The sequence below is a fragment of the Yoonia sp. SWMV100 genome (assembly GCF_056108365.1).
On the sequence record NZ_JBWBAQ010000005.1, the window covers coordinates 60,168 to 78,445 of the forward strand.

The window sequence follows — 18,278 nt, forward strand, 5'->3', positions numbered from 1 at the left end:
TGTCCTTGTTATGGGCGGTAAGCCGCCCCCCATGGGTAGCGCCCCACCTTGATGGATTTGACGGCACGCCGCGATGCCACGTCAATGACCGTGACGTCACCTGATACGCCGTTGGTTGTGAACAGCAGGCTTTTGTCGTCGTTGAACGCCATATGCCAGACACGGCGACCCACGAGAATATATTCTTCGACCTCGAAGGTTTCGGCGTTGACCACAGCCACATGGTTAGACGGGCCCAACGCCACGAATGCTGTCTTTTCGTCGGCAGTGAATTCAAAGCCGACAGGCTGCACCCGGTCAGGATGAACGCCTGGAATTTCAAAGCTGAACTTGGCCATTTCCGTCTGGTCTGCCACATTGAAAACCGTGATCGATCCGCCGATTTCGGAACTGACCCAAAGCTGTGCGCCGTCATGAATGAATTCAGCATGTCGCGGGCGACTGTCCACCAGAGTATTGGCGAAAATTCTCTGTGTTTCAGCGTCGATCCAATGGGCCATATTGGTCGTTTCCGACGTGGTGATCACGATCCGGCCATCTGGGGATACGGCCATACCTTCGGGTTCGACGCCCACGTCAATCTGTGCCACCACCTTGCGGCTTTCGACATCGACCACGGTCGTAACCGCGTCGTCTTCGTTGGCGATATATAGGTGTCGATCGTCGGGGTGCAGGACGAATTGCTCTGGGTCTTCGCCCGACGGAAGATCGTGCAGGATTTCACCGGTGGCGGGGTCCATTACCTGCACCGCGTCACTGTCGGACGCGCAGATATAAACACGGCTGTAATCGCGCGAAAAGGTGATGCCGCGCGGGCGTTCGCCGGTGGCGTAGGTATGGATCACCTCAAGCGTTTCGGTCGATATCACGGACACCGTATTGTCCTTTTCGTTGGTGACCCAGATTTCGCCGCCAAGCGCCGGAGACGCCAGACATGTCGCAGCAAACACGATGGTACGTATCATTCAAAAGCCTCGCATTTACTTTCCGGCCGATCGAGCCCGAGAGTATCAAGTTCATTGGTCTGGTGTAAAAATCCTTCGAGAGGGGCATCTGCGACCAGCGCACGCGGATGTACCAGTGCGATTGGCTGGCGCAATTGTCCGTTCCATGCGCGGTAGGTCAGCGGCCGCCCCTTGAAACCTGCCAGCGCGAAATCATCCGACAAGATGTAGGCGCGCAGTGTCTCAGCATCGGCACTGTTGGTACGCGTTACGGCTTCGCCTAATGTGCGGATCGCGGCCCATGCGGCGTAATCTTGGCCGGTCATGTTGCGCCCGTGGGCTGCGGTAAACCGGCTTTGCAGCTGCGCCGCGCCCCATTGTTCGATCACCGGCGACCAAGTCAGGGCGGACAGGCCTTCGGAGCCGGCAACCGGTCGTGGATACCACGTGTTGTAAAGAACGTAACGACCGAAATCATGTCCTTCATCGGCCAGGATCAAGACATCGTAATCCCCAAGGTCTTGGGTAAACAGCGGCACCTCTTGCGACGCGGCGCGGCGCATGTCTGCGTCAAAGGCCCACGTCTTTTCACCCGAAAGGCGCAGGCCGAATTTGGTAAGGCTGCGGCGCATCGCATCGGCATAGGTCAAATCCTGCGCATGTGTGCCGCTGATCATCACCAGATCGTCCCATCGTCGGGACACAAAAAATTGCGCCAGGGCATCGGTGCGCATCGCATCCGACGGAACGCTGTGCAGCAGATTGACGCGGCAGTCGGCGCTGCGCAGGGTCACATCACCCGCAGCGGCGTTGAAAATGATTGCGCCTTGCGCTTGTGGCAGGTCTGCGATGGTCAGCAGAACATCGGCAGTGGCGTCGACAATCAGAAACGGGCTCTGCGCCAACAGATCGGTTGCCGCAGAAAGCGGGTCTTCGCCTTCTTTTAGCTGGCGCACTGTCATGTCATAACTGTGCCCTAGAAAACTGCCGGTGGTGGCGTTGTCGTCCAATCCGGTTTGGGCGCCCGCAAGGCCGATATCGGCAGGTTCGGGGTCAAGGTTCGACAGCGTCGGCGGTAATGTTTCGAAAACGGAAAGATACCCGACCTGCAACACCACCTCGGCCTGGGCCGCAGTGCACAAAACAAATCCGGCCATAACGGTGGTTAGGATATTCCATCTCATACTGAAGAATCTATCAGCCTTACGGTGCCCCCAGAATACGACCTTGGTCTGGGTGGCAGTTGACCTGTAACGAAGGTCCAATATGCCTCGGCCAGAATAGCATGTTAGCTCTAGACGAATTTCTAAAGCATGAACCAGGAGCGACAAATGAAACCTATCAAAGCCAAATTTACATTGGGGGGCGTACTATACGCGAGCCTGTTCAGTGCTGCATTTGCCGCCGGATTGCCGCTGGGTATTTCTACTGTCGATACGTCCGGCCTGCCTGAGAACGGCGAAGAATGGTTGACCGAAAACCCCTATCGCGCCGATGCGGCGGGTGAAGAGGTCTGGTTGCGCGCCATCGAAGTTGGCGCGTCCGGTTACAACCAGAACTGCGCACGTTGCCACGGCCTCGAGGTGATTTCGGGCGGACTGGCCCCTGATCTGCGCCTGCTGGAAGCCGAAGAATACGGCGATGAATGGTATGTTGAACGGTTCCGCACCGGCGCCAGCCAGAACGGAACGACCAAGATGCCCGCCTTTGGCGAATTGCTGGGACAGGACGCCGCATGGGCGATCCGCACCTATGTCGAAACGCGTCCCGACGATCTTGTCATGGCCGACTTTACGGATGAACTTAAAGAAATGCGTGACCAGTTGTTAGCGTTTGCGGATGATGCATCCGGCGCCGAACCGGACGTGATTATTGCCCGCCTGAACAACATTGCGGACGAAATCCCCACGATTTCTGGCGCCCCTGTCGCCGATAGCGTGGCCTACCGCGCCGCCAAGCAAATCGACGGTACTCCCGACGCCTATAGAGCCGCAGCCGAAACGCTGACCATCGGTCTGTCGGCGGCACAATAGGATCAAAGGGCGATGTTCCTGCGGTCCGCATATCTCGTAATCGGCCTGTCCCTCGGGGGGCAGGCCCATGCATCAGATCCGTGTGCCGACTACGTCCCGCAGCAGCGGCCACAAAACGCCAGCCGCGATATCGTTGGTCAAGAGTTGGACCAGATTATTGATCAAGGGTTCATGACCTTCGCCGTCTACGACGCCTTTGCGCCCTATAGCTGGCAGGATGGCAGCACACCGCGCGGCGTTGATGTCGATATCGCCCGACTGATTGCCGAAGATTTGGGCGTGGCAGCGCGGTTCAACTTCGTATCTGCCGGCGAAAACCTTGAGGCCGATTTGCGCAATAACATCTGGATCGGCCCCGTGATCGGTGGGACGGTATCCAACGTGATGATGCGGGTGCCCTACGACAGCGCATTTACCTGCCGGGTGGAGCAGGTGGTTTTTACCGGTCAATACGCCGCCGAATCCATCGCCATCGCCTATGACAAGGCCAGCTATCCGGATGAAAAACCAATTCCGGCCTATTTCCGGTTCGACAGTGTCGCGGTTGAAAACGATTCGATTGCGGATTTCTATCTGGCATCCTTTGCGGGCGGGCAACTGGCGGGGAAAATGCAGCATTATCCCCGCATGGCCGACGCAATGGCCGCGCTGAATGCTGGCGAGGTGATGGCCGCGATGGGTCCGCTGGGCCAGTTGGAATATGGATTGTCCGACAGCTCCGACGTGCATCAGCCGCCACTGGCGGGCTTTGCTGTTAGCAAATGGACGCTGGGTGTGGCTGTGAATTTTCGCTACCGACCGCTATCTTATGCCGTTGACGATGCCATTAGCGCGGCATTGCAGGACGGGCGTATCGCCGCGATCCACGCCAGCTATGGCCTGAGCTTTCAACCCCCCGTCCGATAAGGGGTGCATTGGTCCTGTGTCTCGAGTTCCATGGTGCACCATTGCCAAAGCCTCACCGCCAAGAATTGCAATTTGCCCTGAAACGATCAGAGAGCCCCGCGATCAATGCCGACGGTGCAATCGTCTGGGCCTGACTTCTTGATCCCGCAGTCCTTCAGGTTTGTGTGCCGCGCTGCACCGAAATGTCCGGACCTTCTGACGATGGGTTCGAAGCTACGGTCGTGCAAAACGGATGGCGTGCTGAACGTGATCCAGTAGACGTTTTGGGATCACATCATCAGCATGATAAAATCGGCACCAACCAGTATTTCGACTGGGGCTGGTCCCGTCCACCCGCGACGCTGGAACACTCGCGGTTTCTGTCTTGGCCAAAGTGCTTGCGGAAACGATGAACGCATCAAACTAAGTTTCTGAATTACTGTCAGGTGCGCTGTTGGGCGATACCACGCGCTGGTTGCGAAACCCCAGCCATCTGGCGGTGAGCTTTTGTGGGTTTCAAACCGTGAACAGGTTCCCGTCGAAATCCACCAGCGTGATCCGCATCACCTCTGGGACATCCCGAAGCGCAGCGATCTGATCGCGTGGCGCAAGGCAAAGTGCGGTCGACAAACAATCTGCCAGTGTCGCGGTGGTCGCCTCGACCGATACGGTTGACCAATTTGGTCGGGCGGTTGGATGCAAGATATGCGTTTGCGCGCCAAGTTGCATCGCCGTAGGGCTTGATGTCGCGATTGCGCTGTCCGTCAAGGTACGCATCCCCAGCATCCCATGCATAGGATCGCTGATTGCCAACCGCCATGGCCCGCCAAGCGCGCGGTATTCACCAATATTGACCAGCACATCGCGCAGGCCCAGAGCAGTAAGCCGGTCACTGACCAGATCGGTCGCAAACCCTTGTGCGATCCCGTTAAAGGTCAGCGCCTGACCGGTATCCAGCTGCACCAAGCCCGCATTGAAACGTACCCTATTCCAGCCCACGGCGGCGCACCCTGCCGCTGGGTCATGCCCTGCTGCACTGGCCAGCCATAACGGTTGCACCGTGGGGTCGAACAACCCGCCGGTCACGCGAAAGCCCCAATCCGCCGCCTGCATCAGTGTTACGAAACGGGGGTCTGGCGCGTTCAATACGCCCGTACGGTTTAGCTGTGACAGGGTGGATGACGGGTCGTACAGGCTGAACAAAGCGTCGATCTGTGCCAGAAGCGTACGGGTTTCGGCGATTGCGTGGCGGGCAGCTTCGCGGGGGCCACGGACCGTCACGCTGACGTCCGCGCCCAGCGCCTGACCCCGCCAATGTTCGGTTCCCGCGCTGGCAGGGTTCGCTGCAAGGGCGGCAGTAATTGTCAGGAAGCGGCGACGGGTCAGGGTCATTCGGCGGCCACCTTTTGCAGGCTTCGGCCCCGTTTTGCCGCAAGGATCAATGGAACGCAAAGATCAGATCTTTCGTGGATCGTCACACAGTCCAAACACTGGAAGCATTCTGAGTACTGGATTTCGCCAGTCGCTTTTATCGCGCCATAGTTGCATTTTACGCGGCATAACTGGCAAGGTGATCCGCATTCAGGCCGGCGTGCAATCCAGTCGCGCCCGCGGATCAGTCCGCCGATGGCCATAACCGCGCCCAGCGGGCAGATATAGCGGCAGAACCCTTTGAACAGCACCATCGACAATAGCAAAAGCGCCGCAGCATACGCGACGTAATACCATTCGCGCATAAAAAACGTGGTGATCGCGGTCTTGAAGGGTTCAACCTCGATCGCTTTATCCAGACGCGCCGGCGCCGTAAAGATCAGCAGCACCAGCCCCCCAAGGACTGCATATTTTATCCATTTCAGGCGGTCATCCCACGCGGGGTTCGGTACGATCTGCGGCACGTGTAGGACGCGTCCGATGTGATGGGCGAATTCCTGCATTGCGCCAAACGGACACAGCCAGCCGCAAAATAGACCCCGGCCCCAAGCCACAAAACCAACGATCGACACGCCCCAAATCATGAGCGAGAACGGATCATAAAGCAGAAATGCAAAACTACCGCCCTCTGCCACTGTGCGGATCACGGCAAGCGGTGTGGCAATGGACAGCTGGCCCTGTCCCCACCAACCGACAAAGACAGTCATAAACCCAAGGATCACCAGCCGGATCGGCATATAATGCCGATGCGCCGCCAGTCGGCTTAACCGCAGACCCAGTACAGCGAAGAGCCCGACCAAAAATACCCCTAGCCCGATCAAATCCCACGCGCGGTTACGCAACGCGTCCAGCCATGGCGGGCTGGGCCGCACAACGTCAGGGCGCAGAAAGAACCGCGCGTCGGTGGACAAATTCGTGTCGATGGTGACTGATCCGATCTCTGGCTTGAACATACCATGGGCGCGCAATGCCTGTACCTTGAGTGTCCATTCCGCCGTCGGGTCGAAACCCAGTCTGCGATCAGTGCGCAAGAGCAGCTTCGCCCCATCATGCAGTGCATCGGGCAGATCGGGATGCAGTTGGACATAGATATCGGCGTCGCGGAATGCGATGGGAAAGCCGCCCTGTTCTGCGCTGATCAGATCGGGCGACGTGTTGCGCACGAAATCATCGGTCACCAGCCCGTGGCGCGCGGTTTCAATCACAAGCACAGGTTCATCTGTCGTCGCGATGGCCATGAACCGCTGCAATTCCGCATAACTGGAGTCTGACAGCACGGCGCGCGCAATCGCCGGTGGACCCAGATCAACGACCCACAGGTCCAGATAGGCGCCATCCGGCTCCGCGCGGGCGGCAGGATCGTCATACGCCCAGATCGTGCCACTGTATTCTGCATCAATCTGCGCATTGCTAAAGGTTGTGTGGGTTACCAGACCCTGTGCCACCAGATCGGCCCATTGCAGATCTTCGCTGTAGGACGGATCGGGATAAGCGGGCGGGCCGGTGGCGATCCCATTCATCTTCTCGCGGGCGACCTTCAGGGTCGCGGCAAGGATACTTTCATGCGCGATCCGGACCGATGCAGTGGCCTTGGTCACCCCGTCCAGATACACCAGTGCCGATCCGTCACCACCATTGCCATACGGGGTGCCGACGACAAGCGTGTCGGAAATGGAATGGCCCCGATATTGTTCAAAGAACTTGTGAAATGCTGCCTGACCCAGCCCCGAGACGAAAATTGGTTCGTTGTGCGAGATCAGCTTGACGTCAAGGAACCGACCATCAAGATCCAGAATGACAAGCATGTTGATTGGCGCACCTGAAAAGCCCGGCAAAGGCGCCATCGGCTCCGTCTCGAACACATATCCGGCGGCGGCGCCTCCGGAATTGAGTAGCTCCCAGACACCTTCATCGTTCATCTTTTCGCCCAGTGACATTGGCGGGACGATCAGCGGTTCGATGGCTTCGCGTTGCAACGGGGCGGCAACAGATGATCCTGCACTCACGATGACAACCGCGAACAACCAGAATGCTGAAAATAATCGGCGGGCGCAGTGCATGTGGCAAAGGATAGGCGACCAGTGGGAACGCTCAAATACGACTTAGGTATCGAAAGGGTATTTGCCATTGGGATGCGCTTTCGATTCATGGCAAGCTGCCGTTATGAAAACAGTCCCTCCCCATATGAACGGTCTGATCGCGGTCGTGTCGCTGATAGGTCTGGTGCTGTTGTGGTGGGTTCTGGCCTGGTTCAAGGCGGACCCGACTGTTTTGCCCAGCCCGTTGGCCGTGTGGCAGATCGTGCAGACCGAAGCCGCATCGGGAAAGCTTTTGATGCACATATCCGCAACGCTTTGGCGGGTGGCAGCGGCATTCGGGCTGGCGATGGTGCTTGGCATGATCATCGGGGTGTCTATGGGGGCCAGCCAGACCCTTGACCGATGGTTTGGGGCATGGCTGGTCGTATTTTTGAATATTCCGGCGCTGGTCGTCATCGTGCTTTGTTATCTGTGGATTGGTTTGAATGAGGTTGCCGCGATTACCGCGGTCGCGCTGAACAAAACCGCAATGGTCGCCGTGACCATCCGCGAAGGCACGCGTGCGCTTGATCCCAAACTTGACGAGATGGCACGTTCATTTCGTATGGGCGTCGTCCAAAGGTTTCAGCACGTCGTGCTACCACAGCTTTGGCCATTCATTGCGTCCAGCATCCGCAACGGTCTGGCAATTATTTGGAAGATCGTGCTGGTCGTAGAGTTTCTAGGGCGCAGCGATGGCGTCGGTTTCCAGATTCACCTTTATTTCCAGCTGTTCGAAATTGGCTATGTTTTGGCGTATGCGCTGAGCTTTGTGGGTGTGATACTGATATTGGAAGGAACGGTGATAAAATTGCTGGAACGGCGGGCGACGCGCTGGCGCTGATGTTTGGGCCGGTTCAGCTGACCCATCCGTGGCATGTCCCGTGATCGGTTATTGATGCATGTGACATCCTAAACGACCATGGCGCATCAGAAACGCATATGGCGGGTTCTGTCGACGATGCCCTAGCCCATATCGGAAAAACAGCATTACCTTTGCTATTCTTGACGTAAATCTAGGGCCGCAAACGTCGGTCCCAATCGCAGAGAAAAGCATCCCTTTGTGCTGGCCGCGGGTTACGGCAATACGGATGCAATCGTTAGGTCGTATCCGCCAGCGCCTATTGTCAAAAAGCTTTTGAATGCTGAAACGCTCTTGCGAGAGGTGAACGAGACTTTTGGTCTACAGTGCTGTTTCATCCAAAATATCGCAACTTTGCCGCTGCGTTCTATCAAGCCGGGAAATAACCCCGTCGGCCCAACGTTTGGTGGCTGCTCCAAAGCAATCATGAATTGAATCCACGGCGATGACGCTGCCGAGTGACATACGCCCCAGCATACATAAGGGTGTGGTGTCGTTCTGTCCGATTAGCTGACCGTCTGCTTTGGCGCTCGCGCCCAGTCCGTCGGAAACTGCACTAATATACCCCTTCGCCATCAATTTTTCGATTAGCGGGTCTGCAGTCGTGTCAAGCGCAGGCGAAGGCATTACCGCATCAATCATCACCGATACCGCGATTTCTTTATTTTCGTCGACAAGCTGCCAACCTTCCGCGATTAACCTGATATTCGGGTCATCTGCCGCACGTAGGTCAACGAATTCGGCGTCAATGAGCATGAGCAGTTCTTTTGCTGATCGCACGGGCGGGCCGTATGAATAACGCTTCAACCCTTCATCAAAGGTGATCAACGCCTTCGCTGTTTCAGGGCTGATCTGCGCAGAGTTGAAACCTGATCTTAGGGCATTTTGCCATTTTCGCCAAAGTTGCCCAATGACGAACCCAATTGATGGGGAAAGGTCGCCGTCCGCCATGCCAATGCCGGTGCGCAGTGCCTCGGTGGGCGATTGCGTTTCTTGCGAACCCGGCGCATCGCGTTCCATTGTAAGCCAATTGCGCACGTCGTCTTCCTTAAGCGGGTTTCCCATCTCTTTCAGAATACGCGCTGCTGGGGCAACCAAAGCTTCAGACACGGTTATGATTGCGGTTTCCTGAGTTTGGGTTGTCGCATTCTTCAATGCCGCACCAAACGCTTTCGTCTCGTCCTTGGTTGGGTCAAACATTGCGTCAAGTTTTGCGTTCGCAGGTTTCGGAACCGGGGCATGACCGTCCAGTGAGAAAGGTAGAATTCGCGTAGGTTCATTGCCTGAACGGATGTAGCGTTCGTTTTCAAACCGGCCACCCAATCCGCAGGTCAGAATACGCAGAACATCCAGCGTCGACAGTCCTAGTCCACGGATGGCCACATTCTTTCCTGCCCAGTTTTTCGCGGACTTCAATAAGGTCGTTCCCGGATAGGCCGCAGACAGTTCACCAGCATTGTTTTGAACATGGTCCGTCCATCGGCCAAGCTGTTCGTCCGGTTTCGTGGCGGGTTGTCCTTGGGTCAAAAGTACTTCGTGGTAGGGGCCAAAGCGCTGGTTGCCCGTTTCGATCCACCACCCGTCGTTTTCGTTTTGAATGTCAGTTACCTTTTCGGGGCGCTGCGACAAACACAGCGCCTTGGCATTCCGGTCCAGGTCACGATACCGCGCCTCGAAATATTCGCCAAGTATTGCGCGCGGTGGAAATGTATCGGGGTCGCCTGACAGCGACGGCCAATCCGAGAACTGACCGACTTGCGCGCCGGGGAACGCTGGCGGCTCAACGGAAATCTCACGGATTGGAATGTTCAGAAGACACAGTTCGGTTTCGTCCGGGGAAAAGTTAGGGCCCGCCCCAAGGTGTTTAATCGGGTCGAAGATATCAACGTCAAAGACTAAATCTGTGTTGCCAAGCTGTGTTGCTAGCGCTTCAAGCGCACCCAAACCGCGTGGTCCCATGCCGACGATGGCAATGCTTGGGCGTTGATTATCTGTTGGCATTGATGCCGTCCTTTTACTGCGGCCTCGCATTTGTGGCCAATACGCGGCTACTTTGTGATCAGCGTTTTGCGAAACCACGTTTGCTCAGTCGCTTATAGTTCGCCGAAGTTTTGTTCCCGATTGGAATAAGCGCGCTTGAAAACACTTTTTCAAGGGGATTTCCCTGCATTGCAGATCGCGACGCAGCAGATGCGCTTTGGCGCAGGGCCTTCGTCTTTTCCGTGATCATTCGCGCGTTTTCGTTTGGCGATACTGACCAGATTCCGGCCATGCCAAGGACCCTGAACCCGATGACAGCTTGGGCTTCTGCCGTCATTTTGCAGGTCGCCAACCCAAGCGACCACATGGCGACGATATTATTGGGATGTATCATAGTCGGCGTCCTATCTCGTTGTTGTACGACAAGTCGGGAGGTTCCCAACCCTTGCACGGTCTGGGCTAAATTGTTTTCCGCCGCCTATTTTTGCGACGGAAAACACCAAGCCATTTTTTCAGCAAGTACAGTGGTAGCGTTCAGTTAAAGGGCTTAACCGTGGGGTGTTACGCAACGAAATAACGCATCGGCGATGCGGATTAACCGCCAATGCTCTTGGCAGACGCAAGGCCGGGAGCATCCGATGCGCCGCCCAGTTTTTCGCGAACGCCGGATTCGATTTTGTCACCAGTGTCGCGGTCGATGTTGCGCCAGTATTCAAACGCACGCTGAAGCACCTTTTCACTCACGCCCGCGGTCAAATGTCCAACAACATTGTCGACCAGACGTTTGCGCGCGTCGTCGTCCATGACTTTTCGCACAAGTGTTCCAGCTTGGGTCCAGTCATCATCATCTTCACGAAGGGTATAAGCCTGACGCACCATTTCGCCGTCAGAATACCATAAACCCGCTTCTTCACCCGGTTCGGGTTGGGCAGATGGGCCGCCGTAGGAATTCGGTGCATAGACAGGATCTGCGACATTCACGGTGCGCCCCTGACCATCCTTTGAATAGCTGTGGACCGGCGACTTGGCACTGTTCACCGGTATGTGTTTATAGTTCACACCCAGCCGTGCCCGGTGGGCGTCAGCATATGAAAAACCGCGCGCCAAAAGCATCTTGTCCGGCGACAAGCCAATTCCGGGCACCATGTTGTTCGGCTCAAATGCTGCCTGTTCGATCTCGGTATGAAAGTCAGTTGGGTTGCGGTTCAATGTCAGCGTGCCGACTTCGATTAACGGATAATCCGCATGCGGCCATACTTTAGTGAGGTCAAACGGGTTTATGCGATAGGTCTTGGCATCCTCAAATGGCATCACCTGCCATTTTAAGGTCCAGCTTGGGTGGTCACCTTTGGCGATTGAGTCAAATAAATCACGACGGTGAAAGTCACCGTCAGTCCCGGCAAGTTTGTCCGCTTCATCTTGGCTCAGGTAAGCGTTCCCGTCACCTTGATTGCTATGAAAGTGGAACTTGACCCAGAATTTCTCTCCCTCGGCATTGATCAGGGAATATGTGTGGCTCGAATATCCATTCATCTCGCGCCATGTCTTTGGAATACCACGGTCACCCATAAGATAGGTCACCTGATGTGCGCTTTCGGGGGACAAAGTCCAGAAATCCCACTGCATGTCATGATCGCGCAAATCGTTGTCTGCACGACGTTTCTGACTGCGGATAAAATGTTGGAATTTCAATGGGTCACGAATGAAGAATATTGGCGTATTGTTCCCAACCATGTCAAAGTTACCGTCTTCGGTATACATTTTGACCGAGAAACCGCGCGGATCGCGCCAAGTATCAGGGCTGCCGCGTTCGCCGGCAACGGTCGAAAACCGCATCACAACGTCACACTTCGCGCCGGGCTGGAAAATCTTGGCTTTGGTATAGCGCGAGACATCTTGCGTGGTCTCAAATGTACCAAAGGCGCCGGACCCTTTCGCATGTGGCTGACGTTCAGGGATGCGTTCACGGTTGAAATTGGCCATTTGTTCAAGAAGATAATGGTCGTTCAATACGATTGGGCCGTCCGGCCCCACAGTAAGTGAGTGCTCATCGCTTTGAACACGTATACCGGCATCATTGGTCGTTGGCGGTGTGGCTTTCTTGCTGGTCATGATCTGACTTTCCGTGCTGGCTTTCAGGAGCTTCAATGTTACCAAACGTGACGACACGCCAAAAAGTTCCACTTAAAGATGATCTGTCATCGACCAGAACCGTAACCTGGGCCAACCGATGTGACGCAACACACCTAGGCGCAATCGCAGCAAATTGGGCTTGGCCCCGCAGACTGTCGGCGCCTACGCGCAAATCAGCCGCAACGAACAAGCAAGCTGATTACCGGAAATACGACTGATTTGGTCTGAACGCCCATTTCAAACAAACGCCATGTGTGGGAACGTATGTCGGAACTAAAAATGCGCAATTTACATTTTTCGTATAAAATAAACACTTATGAGCATTAAATGGCGGACTGGGGAGGATTCGAACCCCCGACCCCTTGATTCGTAGTCAAGTGCTCTATCCAACTGAGCTACCAATCCGCGTATGGGGGGATTTAGACGGGGTTGCGGTGGGACGCAAGGCCCTATTTCGATTCTTTTCACTCATCTTCTTCGGCCAGCGCGAGGTCGGCCTTGGGCAGTTGAATCACGAATGTGGTGCCGGTTTCATCGGTGCGGGCGAGGTCAAGCCTGCCGCCATGGCCGCGGACCAGGTCACCCGCAATAACCAGCCCCAAGCCAGAGCCACCTTTACGCACCCCACCTTGGAACGGTTGAAAAAGATGGTCGCGCGCCTTGACGGGCAGGCCGGGTCCGGTGTCCGACACCGTCAGGTGCCATCGCTCGTCGTCCTCATGCGCGTGGATGCCGATTTCACCCGGTTTTCCTGTGGCCATGATCGCTTGACGGGCGTTGCGCACAAGGTTTTGGATGACGCGGTAAAGCTGTTCGCCGTCTGCGCGCAGGGTCAGTGACGCCGCGACGTCTTCGGCAAAGGAAAGCGGATAGTCCCCTGCGGCAAGTCGTTCGGCGTCAATCACATCGCCGACGATTTGCGCGAGGTTCACGCGGGTCAGCGCGGGCGCCGGTTCTTCAACACGTCCAAATGCCAGCGTCGTTTCGCAAAGATTCACGGCGCGTGTGATTGACCCCACCAGTTTGGGGGCCATCCGTTGCACCAGTGGATCGACCGATCCTTCGATGCGGTCGGTAAAAAGTTGTGCGGATGTCAGGATGTTGCGCAAATCGTGGCTTACTTTGGCGACACCGCTGCCAAGCTGCGCGAGCCGTTCTTTTTGCTTGAGCGCTGTCGTAAGCTGGGTCTGCATCATTTGCAGGGCGTTTTCAGCGTCCCGCAATTCTTTGATCCCGGATGATGGTGTAATGATCTGGCGCGCGTCTTCGGGGGATTTCGCATAGGCCTGCATATGGTCCACGACGCCCTTGATTGGTTTGACCAGCAAGATGCGGACCGCGAAGAACAGCAGCCCTGCGACCACAACGGAAATAAAGGCGGACAGCAGGAAAATATTCCAGCCGTATTGCAGCATCGCCGTCCGCAGTGGCATGTCATCGACAGTAATCTCGATCAGCAAGCCGCCGTCGCGCACCGGGTTGCCGATCACGCGGATCACCCGTTCATTTGTGTCCATCAGCGTGCCGAGTGCATCACGTATCAGCGTAATGCTTGTGGGTGCGCGCATGTCGTATGTCGCTGTGATGGGCGTGGGAATGGGTGACGATAGCACAAGCTGCCGCATCTCGTTGCGGCGCAGGACGACGTTGTAGACCTCGGCGTTTTTCAAAAGCTCCGCCTCGAGCTCGGGCGTGATCATATTGTCCGCCTCAAGCGCGAGCGAGGCGATTTGCGCACGTTCAAGCCGGGCGAGCAGGTAATCTTGACGAAACCGTGCGATAGAGGGCACGAAAATAAACACCTCGGCCAGCATCACAAAGATGACCGTCAGGATCAGGAAACGGCCAGAGAGTGTGTTGATCATCGTTCCTCGCTATGGCAACCAACGCTGCACAAGGCCTACGATGCGCTTTACCATTGGGTTGTCAAAAAGTCTTGGTGTAAAATAGGCACCCGCAGCCCGTTTGTTAACCTCGTTCACGGTGGGATATGGCAAAACGGTGTTCGAGATGGCGGACATCTTCAGGTTGTTCGCAATGGCCATCGACCACATCCCGATGAGTTCACCCGCTTGATGCCCGACAATTGACGTACCGACAGGGCGGCCTTTGACCACCATCACCTTGATCAATCCCTTGGTTTTCCGTTCCGCGATCAGACGATCGTTGTGGTGCATTTCGGCCCGCACGACTTCGACTTTGTCGCCGTATTTTTCAGTGGCTTGGGCTTCGGTCAGGCCGACCTGTGCCAATTCGGGGTCGGTGTATGTTGCCCATGGGATGTGGTCTGTGCGGGTCTTGAATGGCCAGCCGAACAGGAGTGTCCGCACCAGAATGCCGCCATGATATCCGGCGACATGAGTGAATTGCAGCCCGCCCGCAACGTCGCCTGCAGCGTAGACTTTTTTGTTGCTGACGGAACGTAGGTCATCGCCCACGGTCACGCCGCGCCGGTCATGTTTGACGCCAGCCTTGTCGAGGTCCAGTTTTTCGATGTTGACCTTGCGTCCAACCGCAACAAGCAGATGAGACCCGGTAAAGTCACCTTTGGCCGTATGAACGGTGATCGTGTCGTCAATGCTGGAAATCTTTTCGGCGGTTGCGTGTTCGACGATATTTACCCCTTCTTCGCGCAGGCTGTCCAATACGATGGCGGCCAGTTCGGGGTCGTCTTTGCCCATGGCCTTGGCGCCTTCGATTACGGTGACATTGCAGCCCAGTCTGCGGTGGGCTTGTGCCATTTCGATGCCGATGGGGCCGCCGCCGATGATGATCAGGTGCTTGGGCTTTTCGCGCAGGTCAAAGATGTTTTCGTTGGTGTAGAAGGTGGTTGTGTCCAACCCCGGAATCGGGGGCACCAGCGGGCCAGACCCCGTTGCGATGACGAACCGGCGGGCTGTGATGACGGTATCACCGGCCTGTACCTCGGTTCCGGAAATAAAGCGCCCGAATTCTTGGATTACCTGCACCCCAAGCCCGGTGAAGCGTTCGACACTGTCAACGGGGGCGATGGTGGCGATGACGTCTTGAACGTGGTCCTTTGCGGCGGCGTAGTCGACGGTCGCGCCCACGTCGGCCACGCCGTATTTCGCGCCGTGCGACATGGCATAGGCCTGCTTTGCGGATGCGATCAGGGCCTTTGAGGGTACGCAACCATAGTTCAGGCAGTCGCCACCCATCTTGTGACCTTCAAGCAGGACAACCTTTGCGCCCATTTGAACTGCGCCTGCTGCGATAGACAGCCCGGCCGACCCGCCGCCAATGATACAGATATCTGTTTTGATCCGGTTCATGGGTTACCGACCTTTCTTGCTACGCAACATGTTGATGAGGATTGGCAGCGCGGCCAATGCCGCCAGCCCCAAAATGGGAAAAAGGATAGCGGGTTCGAAGATGATTCCAAGGTTTGGCATTTTGCCTGATGCAAACACTTCGCCCAGACCTGCGCCGACAGAGGTGTAGATAAAGGCGCCGGGGATAATTCCCAAGAAAGTCGAAACCACAAACCGATACAGGGGTACGCCCAAGAAAGAGGGGATCAGGTTTGCCATGAAGAATGGAACGATCGGCAGGAGCCGCATTAAAAACAGCATCGACCATTCGTTTTCATTGATCCCTGCTTTGATTTTTTTGACAACGCCTTGCGATGCGTCAATGCGTTGGCCCAGGCTTTCGCCAAAGCCCCAACGCGCTGCTAAAAAAATTCCGGTCGCGCCCAGCGTTGCCGCGACCATGTTGAACAGCGTACCGGGGAAGATCCCGAACAGAAAGCCCCCGGTGAGCGACGCGATTGTGGCACCAGGAAGCGAAAATGCTACGATTGCCACGTAGGCCCCCAGAAACAGCAAAACGGTAAGAAGGTAATTGTTGTCGCGGAATGCGAGCAGGGATTCGCGATTCTGTGACAACGCGTCAAAGGTCAGGTGATCGCGCAGCAGATACGTGCCGATCACGGCGACCATAATAATTGTGATCAGCGGCAATTTGCGAACAAATGATCGGGTTGAAGGAGCAGTCATAATTATCTTTCGTGAACAGCGATTTGACCCATAGATGGACATAACATCGCCCCTGCGATAGCCATATCACGCTGCATTGATGTGAATGCCCTGCTTGTTTCAGATTTAACCCGTTTGTTGGTTGGCATTGAAACATACGCACCTGTGACTTTCTTGGAAATGTTGCAGATTGTCGGCGGCAACCGCGTTGACATGCTGGGCTACCCGCTCTAAAGGACGGGTCTGAAATGTTGATCGGCTTAGAATCCTTTTTGGATTTGGCCTAGAACCGGAGAGAACGCGATGAAGCGCACGTTCCAACCATCTAACCGGGTTCGTAAGAACCGCCACGGATTCCGCGCACGGATGGCCACAAAGGCCGGTCGTCGTATTTTGAACAATCGCCGTGCCAAAGGCCGTGCGAAGCTTAGCGCGTAGGCGCGAAGTACGTTTTGAACGGATTAGAACCGCCGGTTGCGCCAGAAAATGGTACTCCGGCGGTTTCCGTTTGTTTGACGGTATTGACGAAGCGCGCTGATTTCCTGCGCGCGTCGCATGCCCGCAGACAAGGCACCCCTGGTATTCACCTGCAAGCCCGTAAGCGCGCTGACGGCGAAGCAGAGGGGATTCGCGTTGGATTTACCTGCTCTAAAAAAGTTGGCAATGCCGTTGCTCGTAACCGTGCCAAGCGTCGGTTGCGCGAGGTTGCCCGCATTGTGCTGCCCGAAATGGGCCGTGATGGGTGGGATTACGTGCTGGTTGGACGCAAGGACGTCACCGCCGATTTGGCGTTTGATCAGTTGATTTCAGATATGCAGCGGGCGGTGATCAAGGTGCACACATGACCCCAGCCGCCTATATCGTATCGCTGCCCGTTCGGGCCTACCGTTTGGTATTAAGCCCATGGATCGGGCTGGGATGCCGGTTTCATCCGACGTGTTCGGCCTATTCGCTTGAGGCGCTGGAAAAGCATGGCGCGATCAAAGGCAGCTTGCTGACGATTCGGCGCATTGGGCGCTGTCATCCATGGGGTGGGTCAGGGATCGACAACGTTCCCGACTAAACGCGCCCCGGTGCCGGCCGCCCTTGGTGAAACCAATCGGGTGTGTGCCAGCGGTCTGCTAAATTTTGCTCTGACCAATTGCTCATTGCGATCAGAACAGGACGCAAAGCCGCGCCTTTTTCGGTTAGGTGATATTCAAAGCGCGGTGGCCGTTCCGAATACTGCACGCGCGTCACGATCCCATGTGCGACCAATGCTTTCATGCGATTCGCCAATATGCTGGTGGGGATATGTTCGTGTCCCGCCTCTATTTCCCCGAACCGTGTTTTTCCGACTAGCAGATCACGCACGACCAGCAGTGTCCACTTGTCCCCAAGAAGGTCAAGAAAACTCGAGATGGGGCAGGGGCTTCGGTGTTGTGTTGTCATGGTGCGAGACTAGCAAAAGGGCCGCAGGATTTCAAACTTTTGATTTGAAAGTCAGTCGACTTATAGTAACTATCGATTCGAAAGTTACTATAGGGATAAAGACATGGAACTTGTCGCTCTTTTGGCAATTGGTGCGTTCGTATTTGCAGCGGCCGCGGTGCAACATCTTTATACCGTTCGGAGCAAAGGCGTGCGCTTTGTGATGACGGATCGGTCACAACCGTTACCCGACGATGGCTTCGCAGGCCGATCGGCGCGCGCCCTGCGAAATACTGTTGAATCCGCCGCGATGTATGGACCTGCCGTTGTCGTTTTGGTTCTGGTCGCCGGACAAACGTTGCTGACGGCTATGGCTGCAAGCGTTTACATTGTTGCGCGCGCTGGGTTCCTGTTGGCCTATTGGGCGAGAATCAACCGTTTACGGTCTGCATTTTGGGCGGCTGGCATGGCCGCAATTGTTGTGACCTATATCGGTGCGATCGCGGCCCTTATTCCCTAGGGCA

19 protein-coding genes and 1 tRNA gene are annotated in these 18,278 nt (G+C 56.0%); 8 read left to right on the forward strand and 12 right to left on the reverse strand.

Annotated features, from left to right (window positions below; genetic code table 11):
• Positions 1-8: 8 nt before the first annotated feature.
• Entirely contained in the window at positions 9-965 is a 957-nt protein-coding gene (locus tag ACXJGX_RS12345) for a YVTN family beta-propeller repeat protein (RefSeq protein WP_474782090.1), read from the reverse strand.
• Positions 962-2,128 (reverse strand): ABC transporter substrate-binding protein, encoded by a 1,167-nt coding sequence (locus tag ACXJGX_RS12350; RefSeq protein WP_474782092.1) that lies wholly within the window; start codon positions 2,126-2,128, stop codon positions 962-964. Before ACXJGX_RS12350 ends, ACXJGX_RS12345 begins: the two co-directional genes overlap by 4 nt.
• A 147-nt stretch (positions 2,129-2,275) precedes the next feature.
• Between ACXJGX_RS12350 and pedF the strand changes: the two genes are divergently transcribed.
• Both pedF and ACXJGX_RS12360 read left to right on the forward strand, forming a co-directional pair.
• Positions 2,276-2,977: a cytochrome c-550 PedF gene (gene pedF, locus ACXJGX_RS12355; protein WP_474782094.1), complete on the forward strand. Its 702-nt coding sequence runs from the start codon at positions 2,276-2,278 to the stop codon at positions 2,975-2,977.
• A gap of 12 nt (positions 2,978-2,989) precedes the next feature.
• Positions 2,990-3,883, forward strand: a complete 894-nt coding sequence (locus ACXJGX_RS12360) for a substrate-binding periplasmic protein (RefSeq protein WP_474782096.1) — start codon at positions 2,990-2,992, stop codon at positions 3,881-3,883.
• A gap of 495 nt (positions 3,884-4,378) precedes the next feature.
• Here ACXJGX_RS12360 and ACXJGX_RS12365 read toward each other — a convergent pair whose 3' ends face one another.
• Both ACXJGX_RS12365 and ACXJGX_RS12370 read right to left on the reverse strand, forming a co-directional pair.
• Entirely contained in the window at positions 4,379-5,254 is an 876-nt protein-coding gene (locus tag ACXJGX_RS12365; protein WP_474782098.1) for an FAD:protein FMN transferase, read from the reverse strand.
• Complete coding sequence (locus ACXJGX_RS12370; protein WP_474782100.1) at positions 5,251-7,353, reverse strand: 4Fe-4S binding protein; 2,103 nt, start codon at positions 7,351-7,353, stop codon at positions 5,251-5,253. The genes ACXJGX_RS12365 and ACXJGX_RS12370 overlap by 4 nt, the downstream gene beginning before the upstream one ends.
• Positions 7,354-7,456: 103 nt before the next feature.
• Here ACXJGX_RS12370 and ACXJGX_RS12375 point away from each other — a divergent pair, with 103 nt between their 5' ends.
• Entirely contained in the window at positions 7,457-8,215 is a 759-nt protein-coding gene (locus tag ACXJGX_RS12375; RefSeq protein WP_474782102.1) for an ABC transporter permease, read from the forward strand.
• A gap of 339 nt (positions 8,216-8,554) precedes the next feature.
• On the opposite strand, the gene ACXJGX_RS12380 is transcribed toward ACXJGX_RS12375, so the two are convergent.
• The 7 genes from ACXJGX_RS12380 to ACXJGX_RS12410 all read right to left on the reverse strand — a co-directional run bounded on the left by ACXJGX_RS12380 (position 8,555) and on the right by ACXJGX_RS12410 (position 16,365).
• Positions 8,555-10,234, reverse strand: a complete 1,680-nt coding sequence (locus tag ACXJGX_RS12380; protein WP_474782105.1) for an FAD/NAD(P)-binding protein — start codon at positions 10,232-10,234, stop codon at positions 8,555-8,557.
• Positions 10,235-10,292: 58 nt separating this feature from the next.
• Entirely contained in the window at positions 10,293-10,607 is a 315-nt protein-coding gene (locus tag ACXJGX_RS12385; protein ID WP_474782107.1) for an antifreeze protein, read from the reverse strand.
• Between the two features lie 200 nt (positions 10,608-10,807).
• On the reverse strand, positions 10,808-12,325 hold the full coding sequence (locus ACXJGX_RS12390) for a catalase (protein ID WP_474782109.1): 1,518 nt from the start codon (positions 12,323-12,325) through the stop codon (positions 10,808-10,810).
• A gap of 349 nt (positions 12,326-12,674) precedes the next feature.
• A tRNA-Arg gene (locus ACXJGX_RS12395) sits at positions 12,675-12,751 on the reverse strand.
• A gap of 59 nt (positions 12,752-12,810) precedes the next feature.
• Positions 12,811-14,211 carry a sensor histidine kinase gene (locus ACXJGX_RS12400; RefSeq protein ID WP_474782111.1) on the reverse strand — a complete coding sequence of 467 codons (1,401 nt, stop codon included), beginning with the start codon at positions 14,209-14,211 and terminating at the stop codon, positions 12,811-12,813.
• Between the two features lie 9 nt (positions 14,212-14,220).
• Complete coding sequence (locus tag ACXJGX_RS12405; protein ID WP_474782113.1) at positions 14,221-15,639, reverse strand: dihydrolipoyl dehydrogenase family protein; 1,419 nt, start codon at positions 15,637-15,639, stop codon at positions 14,221-14,223.
• Positions 15,640-15,642: 3 nt separating this feature from the next.
• Positions 15,643-16,365: a TVP38/TMEM64 family protein gene (locus tag ACXJGX_RS12410; protein WP_474782115.1), complete on the reverse strand. Its 723-nt coding sequence runs from the start codon at positions 16,363-16,365 to the stop codon at positions 15,643-15,645.
• An 81-nt stretch (positions 16,366-16,446) separates the two neighbouring features.
• On the opposite strand from ACXJGX_RS12410, the gene ACXJGX_RS12415 reads away from it, so the two are divergent.
• The 4 genes from ACXJGX_RS12415 to yidD all read left to right on the forward strand — a co-directional run bounded on the left by ACXJGX_RS12415 (position 16,447) and on the right by yidD (position 17,407).
• Positions 16,447-16,578, forward strand: coding sequence for a hypothetical protein (locus ACXJGX_RS12415; RefSeq protein WP_474782117.1), 132 nt, complete (start codon positions 16,447-16,449; stop codon positions 16,576-16,578).
• Positions 16,579-16,647: 69 nt separating this feature from the next.
• Positions 16,648-16,782, forward strand: coding sequence for a 50S ribosomal protein L34 (rpmH, locus tag ACXJGX_RS12420; RefSeq protein WP_296431992.1), 135 nt, complete (start codon positions 16,648-16,650; stop codon positions 16,780-16,782).
• A gap of 74 nt (positions 16,783-16,856) precedes the next feature.
• Entirely contained in the window at positions 16,857-17,189 is a 333-nt protein-coding gene (gene rnpA / locus ACXJGX_RS12425; RefSeq protein ID WP_474782119.1) for a ribonuclease P protein component, read from the forward strand.
• On the forward strand, positions 17,186-17,407 hold the full coding sequence (yidD, locus tag ACXJGX_RS12430; RefSeq protein WP_474782121.1) for a membrane protein insertion efficiency factor YidD: 222 nt from the start codon (positions 17,186-17,188) through the stop codon (positions 17,405-17,407). The genes rnpA and yidD overlap by 4 nt, the downstream gene beginning before the upstream one ends.
• Here yidD and ACXJGX_RS12435 read toward each other — a convergent pair.
• Positions 17,404-17,775, reverse strand: coding sequence for a winged helix-turn-helix transcriptional regulator (locus ACXJGX_RS12435; RefSeq protein WP_474782123.1), 372 nt, complete (start codon positions 17,773-17,775; stop codon positions 17,404-17,406). The two genes, yidD and ACXJGX_RS12435, sit on opposite strands and share 4 nt — an antisense overlap.
• Before the next feature lie 103 nt (positions 17,776-17,878).
• Between ACXJGX_RS12435 and ACXJGX_RS12440 the strand changes: the two genes are divergently transcribed.
• Positions 17,879-18,274 carry an MAPEG family protein gene (locus ACXJGX_RS12440; protein WP_474782125.1) on the forward strand — a complete coding sequence of 132 codons (396 nt, stop codon included), beginning with the start codon at positions 17,879-17,881 and terminating at the stop codon, positions 18,272-18,274.
• Positions 18,275-18,278 lie beyond the last annotated feature (4 nt).

Bases quoted from the DNA above. Each gene is read 5' to 3' on its own strand.
- ACXJGX_RS12345 (WP_474782090.1), bottom strand. From the start codon at position 965: ATGATACGTACCATCGTGTTTGCTGCGACATGTCTGGCGTCTCCGGCG.
- ACXJGX_RS12350 (WP_474782092.1), bottom strand. From the start codon at position 2,128: ATGAGATGGAATATCCTAACCACCGTTATGGCCGGATTTGTTTTGTGC.
- pedF (WP_474782094.1), top strand. From the start codon at position 2,276: ATGAAACCTATCAAAGCCAAATTTACATTGGGGGGCGTACTATACGCG.
- ACXJGX_RS12360 (WP_474782096.1), top strand. From the start codon at position 2,990: ATGTTCCTGCGGTCCGCATATCTCGTAATCGGCCTGTCCCTCGGGGGG.
- ACXJGX_RS12365 (WP_474782098.1), bottom strand. From the start codon at position 5,254: ATGACCCTGACCCGTCGCCGCTTCCTGACAATTACTGCCGCCCTTGCA.
- ACXJGX_RS12370 (WP_474782100.1), bottom strand. From the start codon at position 7,353: ATGCACTGCGCCCGCCGATTATTTTCAGCATTCTGGTTGTTCGCGGTT.
- ACXJGX_RS12375 (WP_474782102.1), top strand. From the start codon at position 7,457: ATGAAAACAGTCCCTCCCCATATGAACGGTCTGATCGCGGTCGTGTCG.
- ACXJGX_RS12380 (WP_474782105.1), bottom strand. From the start codon at position 10,234: ATGCCAACAGATAATCAACGCCCAAGCATTGCCATCGTCGGCATGGGA.
- ACXJGX_RS12385 (WP_474782107.1), bottom strand. From the start codon at position 10,607: ATGATACATCCCAATAATATCGTCGCCATGTGGTCGCTTGGGTTGGCG.
- ACXJGX_RS12390 (WP_474782109.1), bottom strand. From the start codon at position 12,325: ATGACCAGCAAGAAAGCCACACCGCCAACGACCAATGATGCCGGTATA.
- ACXJGX_RS12400 (WP_474782111.1), bottom strand. From the start codon at position 14,211: ATGATCAACACACTCTCTGGCCGTTTCCTGATCCTGACGGTCATCTTT.
- ACXJGX_RS12405 (WP_474782113.1), bottom strand. From the start codon at position 15,639: ATGAACCGGATCAAAACAGATATCTGTATCATTGGCGGCGGGTCGGCC.
- ACXJGX_RS12410 (WP_474782115.1), bottom strand. From the start codon at position 16,365: ATGACTGCTCCTTCAACCCGATCATTTGTTCGCAAATTGCCGCTGATC.
- rpmH (WP_296431992.1), top strand. From the start codon at position 16,648: ATGAAGCGCACGTTCCAACCATCTAACCGGGTTCGTAAGAACCGCCAC.
- yidD (WP_474782121.1), top strand. From the start codon at position 17,186: ATGACCCCAGCCGCCTATATCGTATCGCTGCCCGTTCGGGCCTACCGT.
- ACXJGX_RS12435 (WP_474782123.1), bottom strand. From the start codon at position 17,775: ATGACAACACAACACCGAAGCCCCTGCCCCATCTCGAGTTTTCTTGAC.
- ACXJGX_RS12440 (WP_474782125.1), top strand. From the start codon at position 17,879: ATGGAACTTGTCGCTCTTTTGGCAATTGGTGCGTTCGTATTTGCAGCG.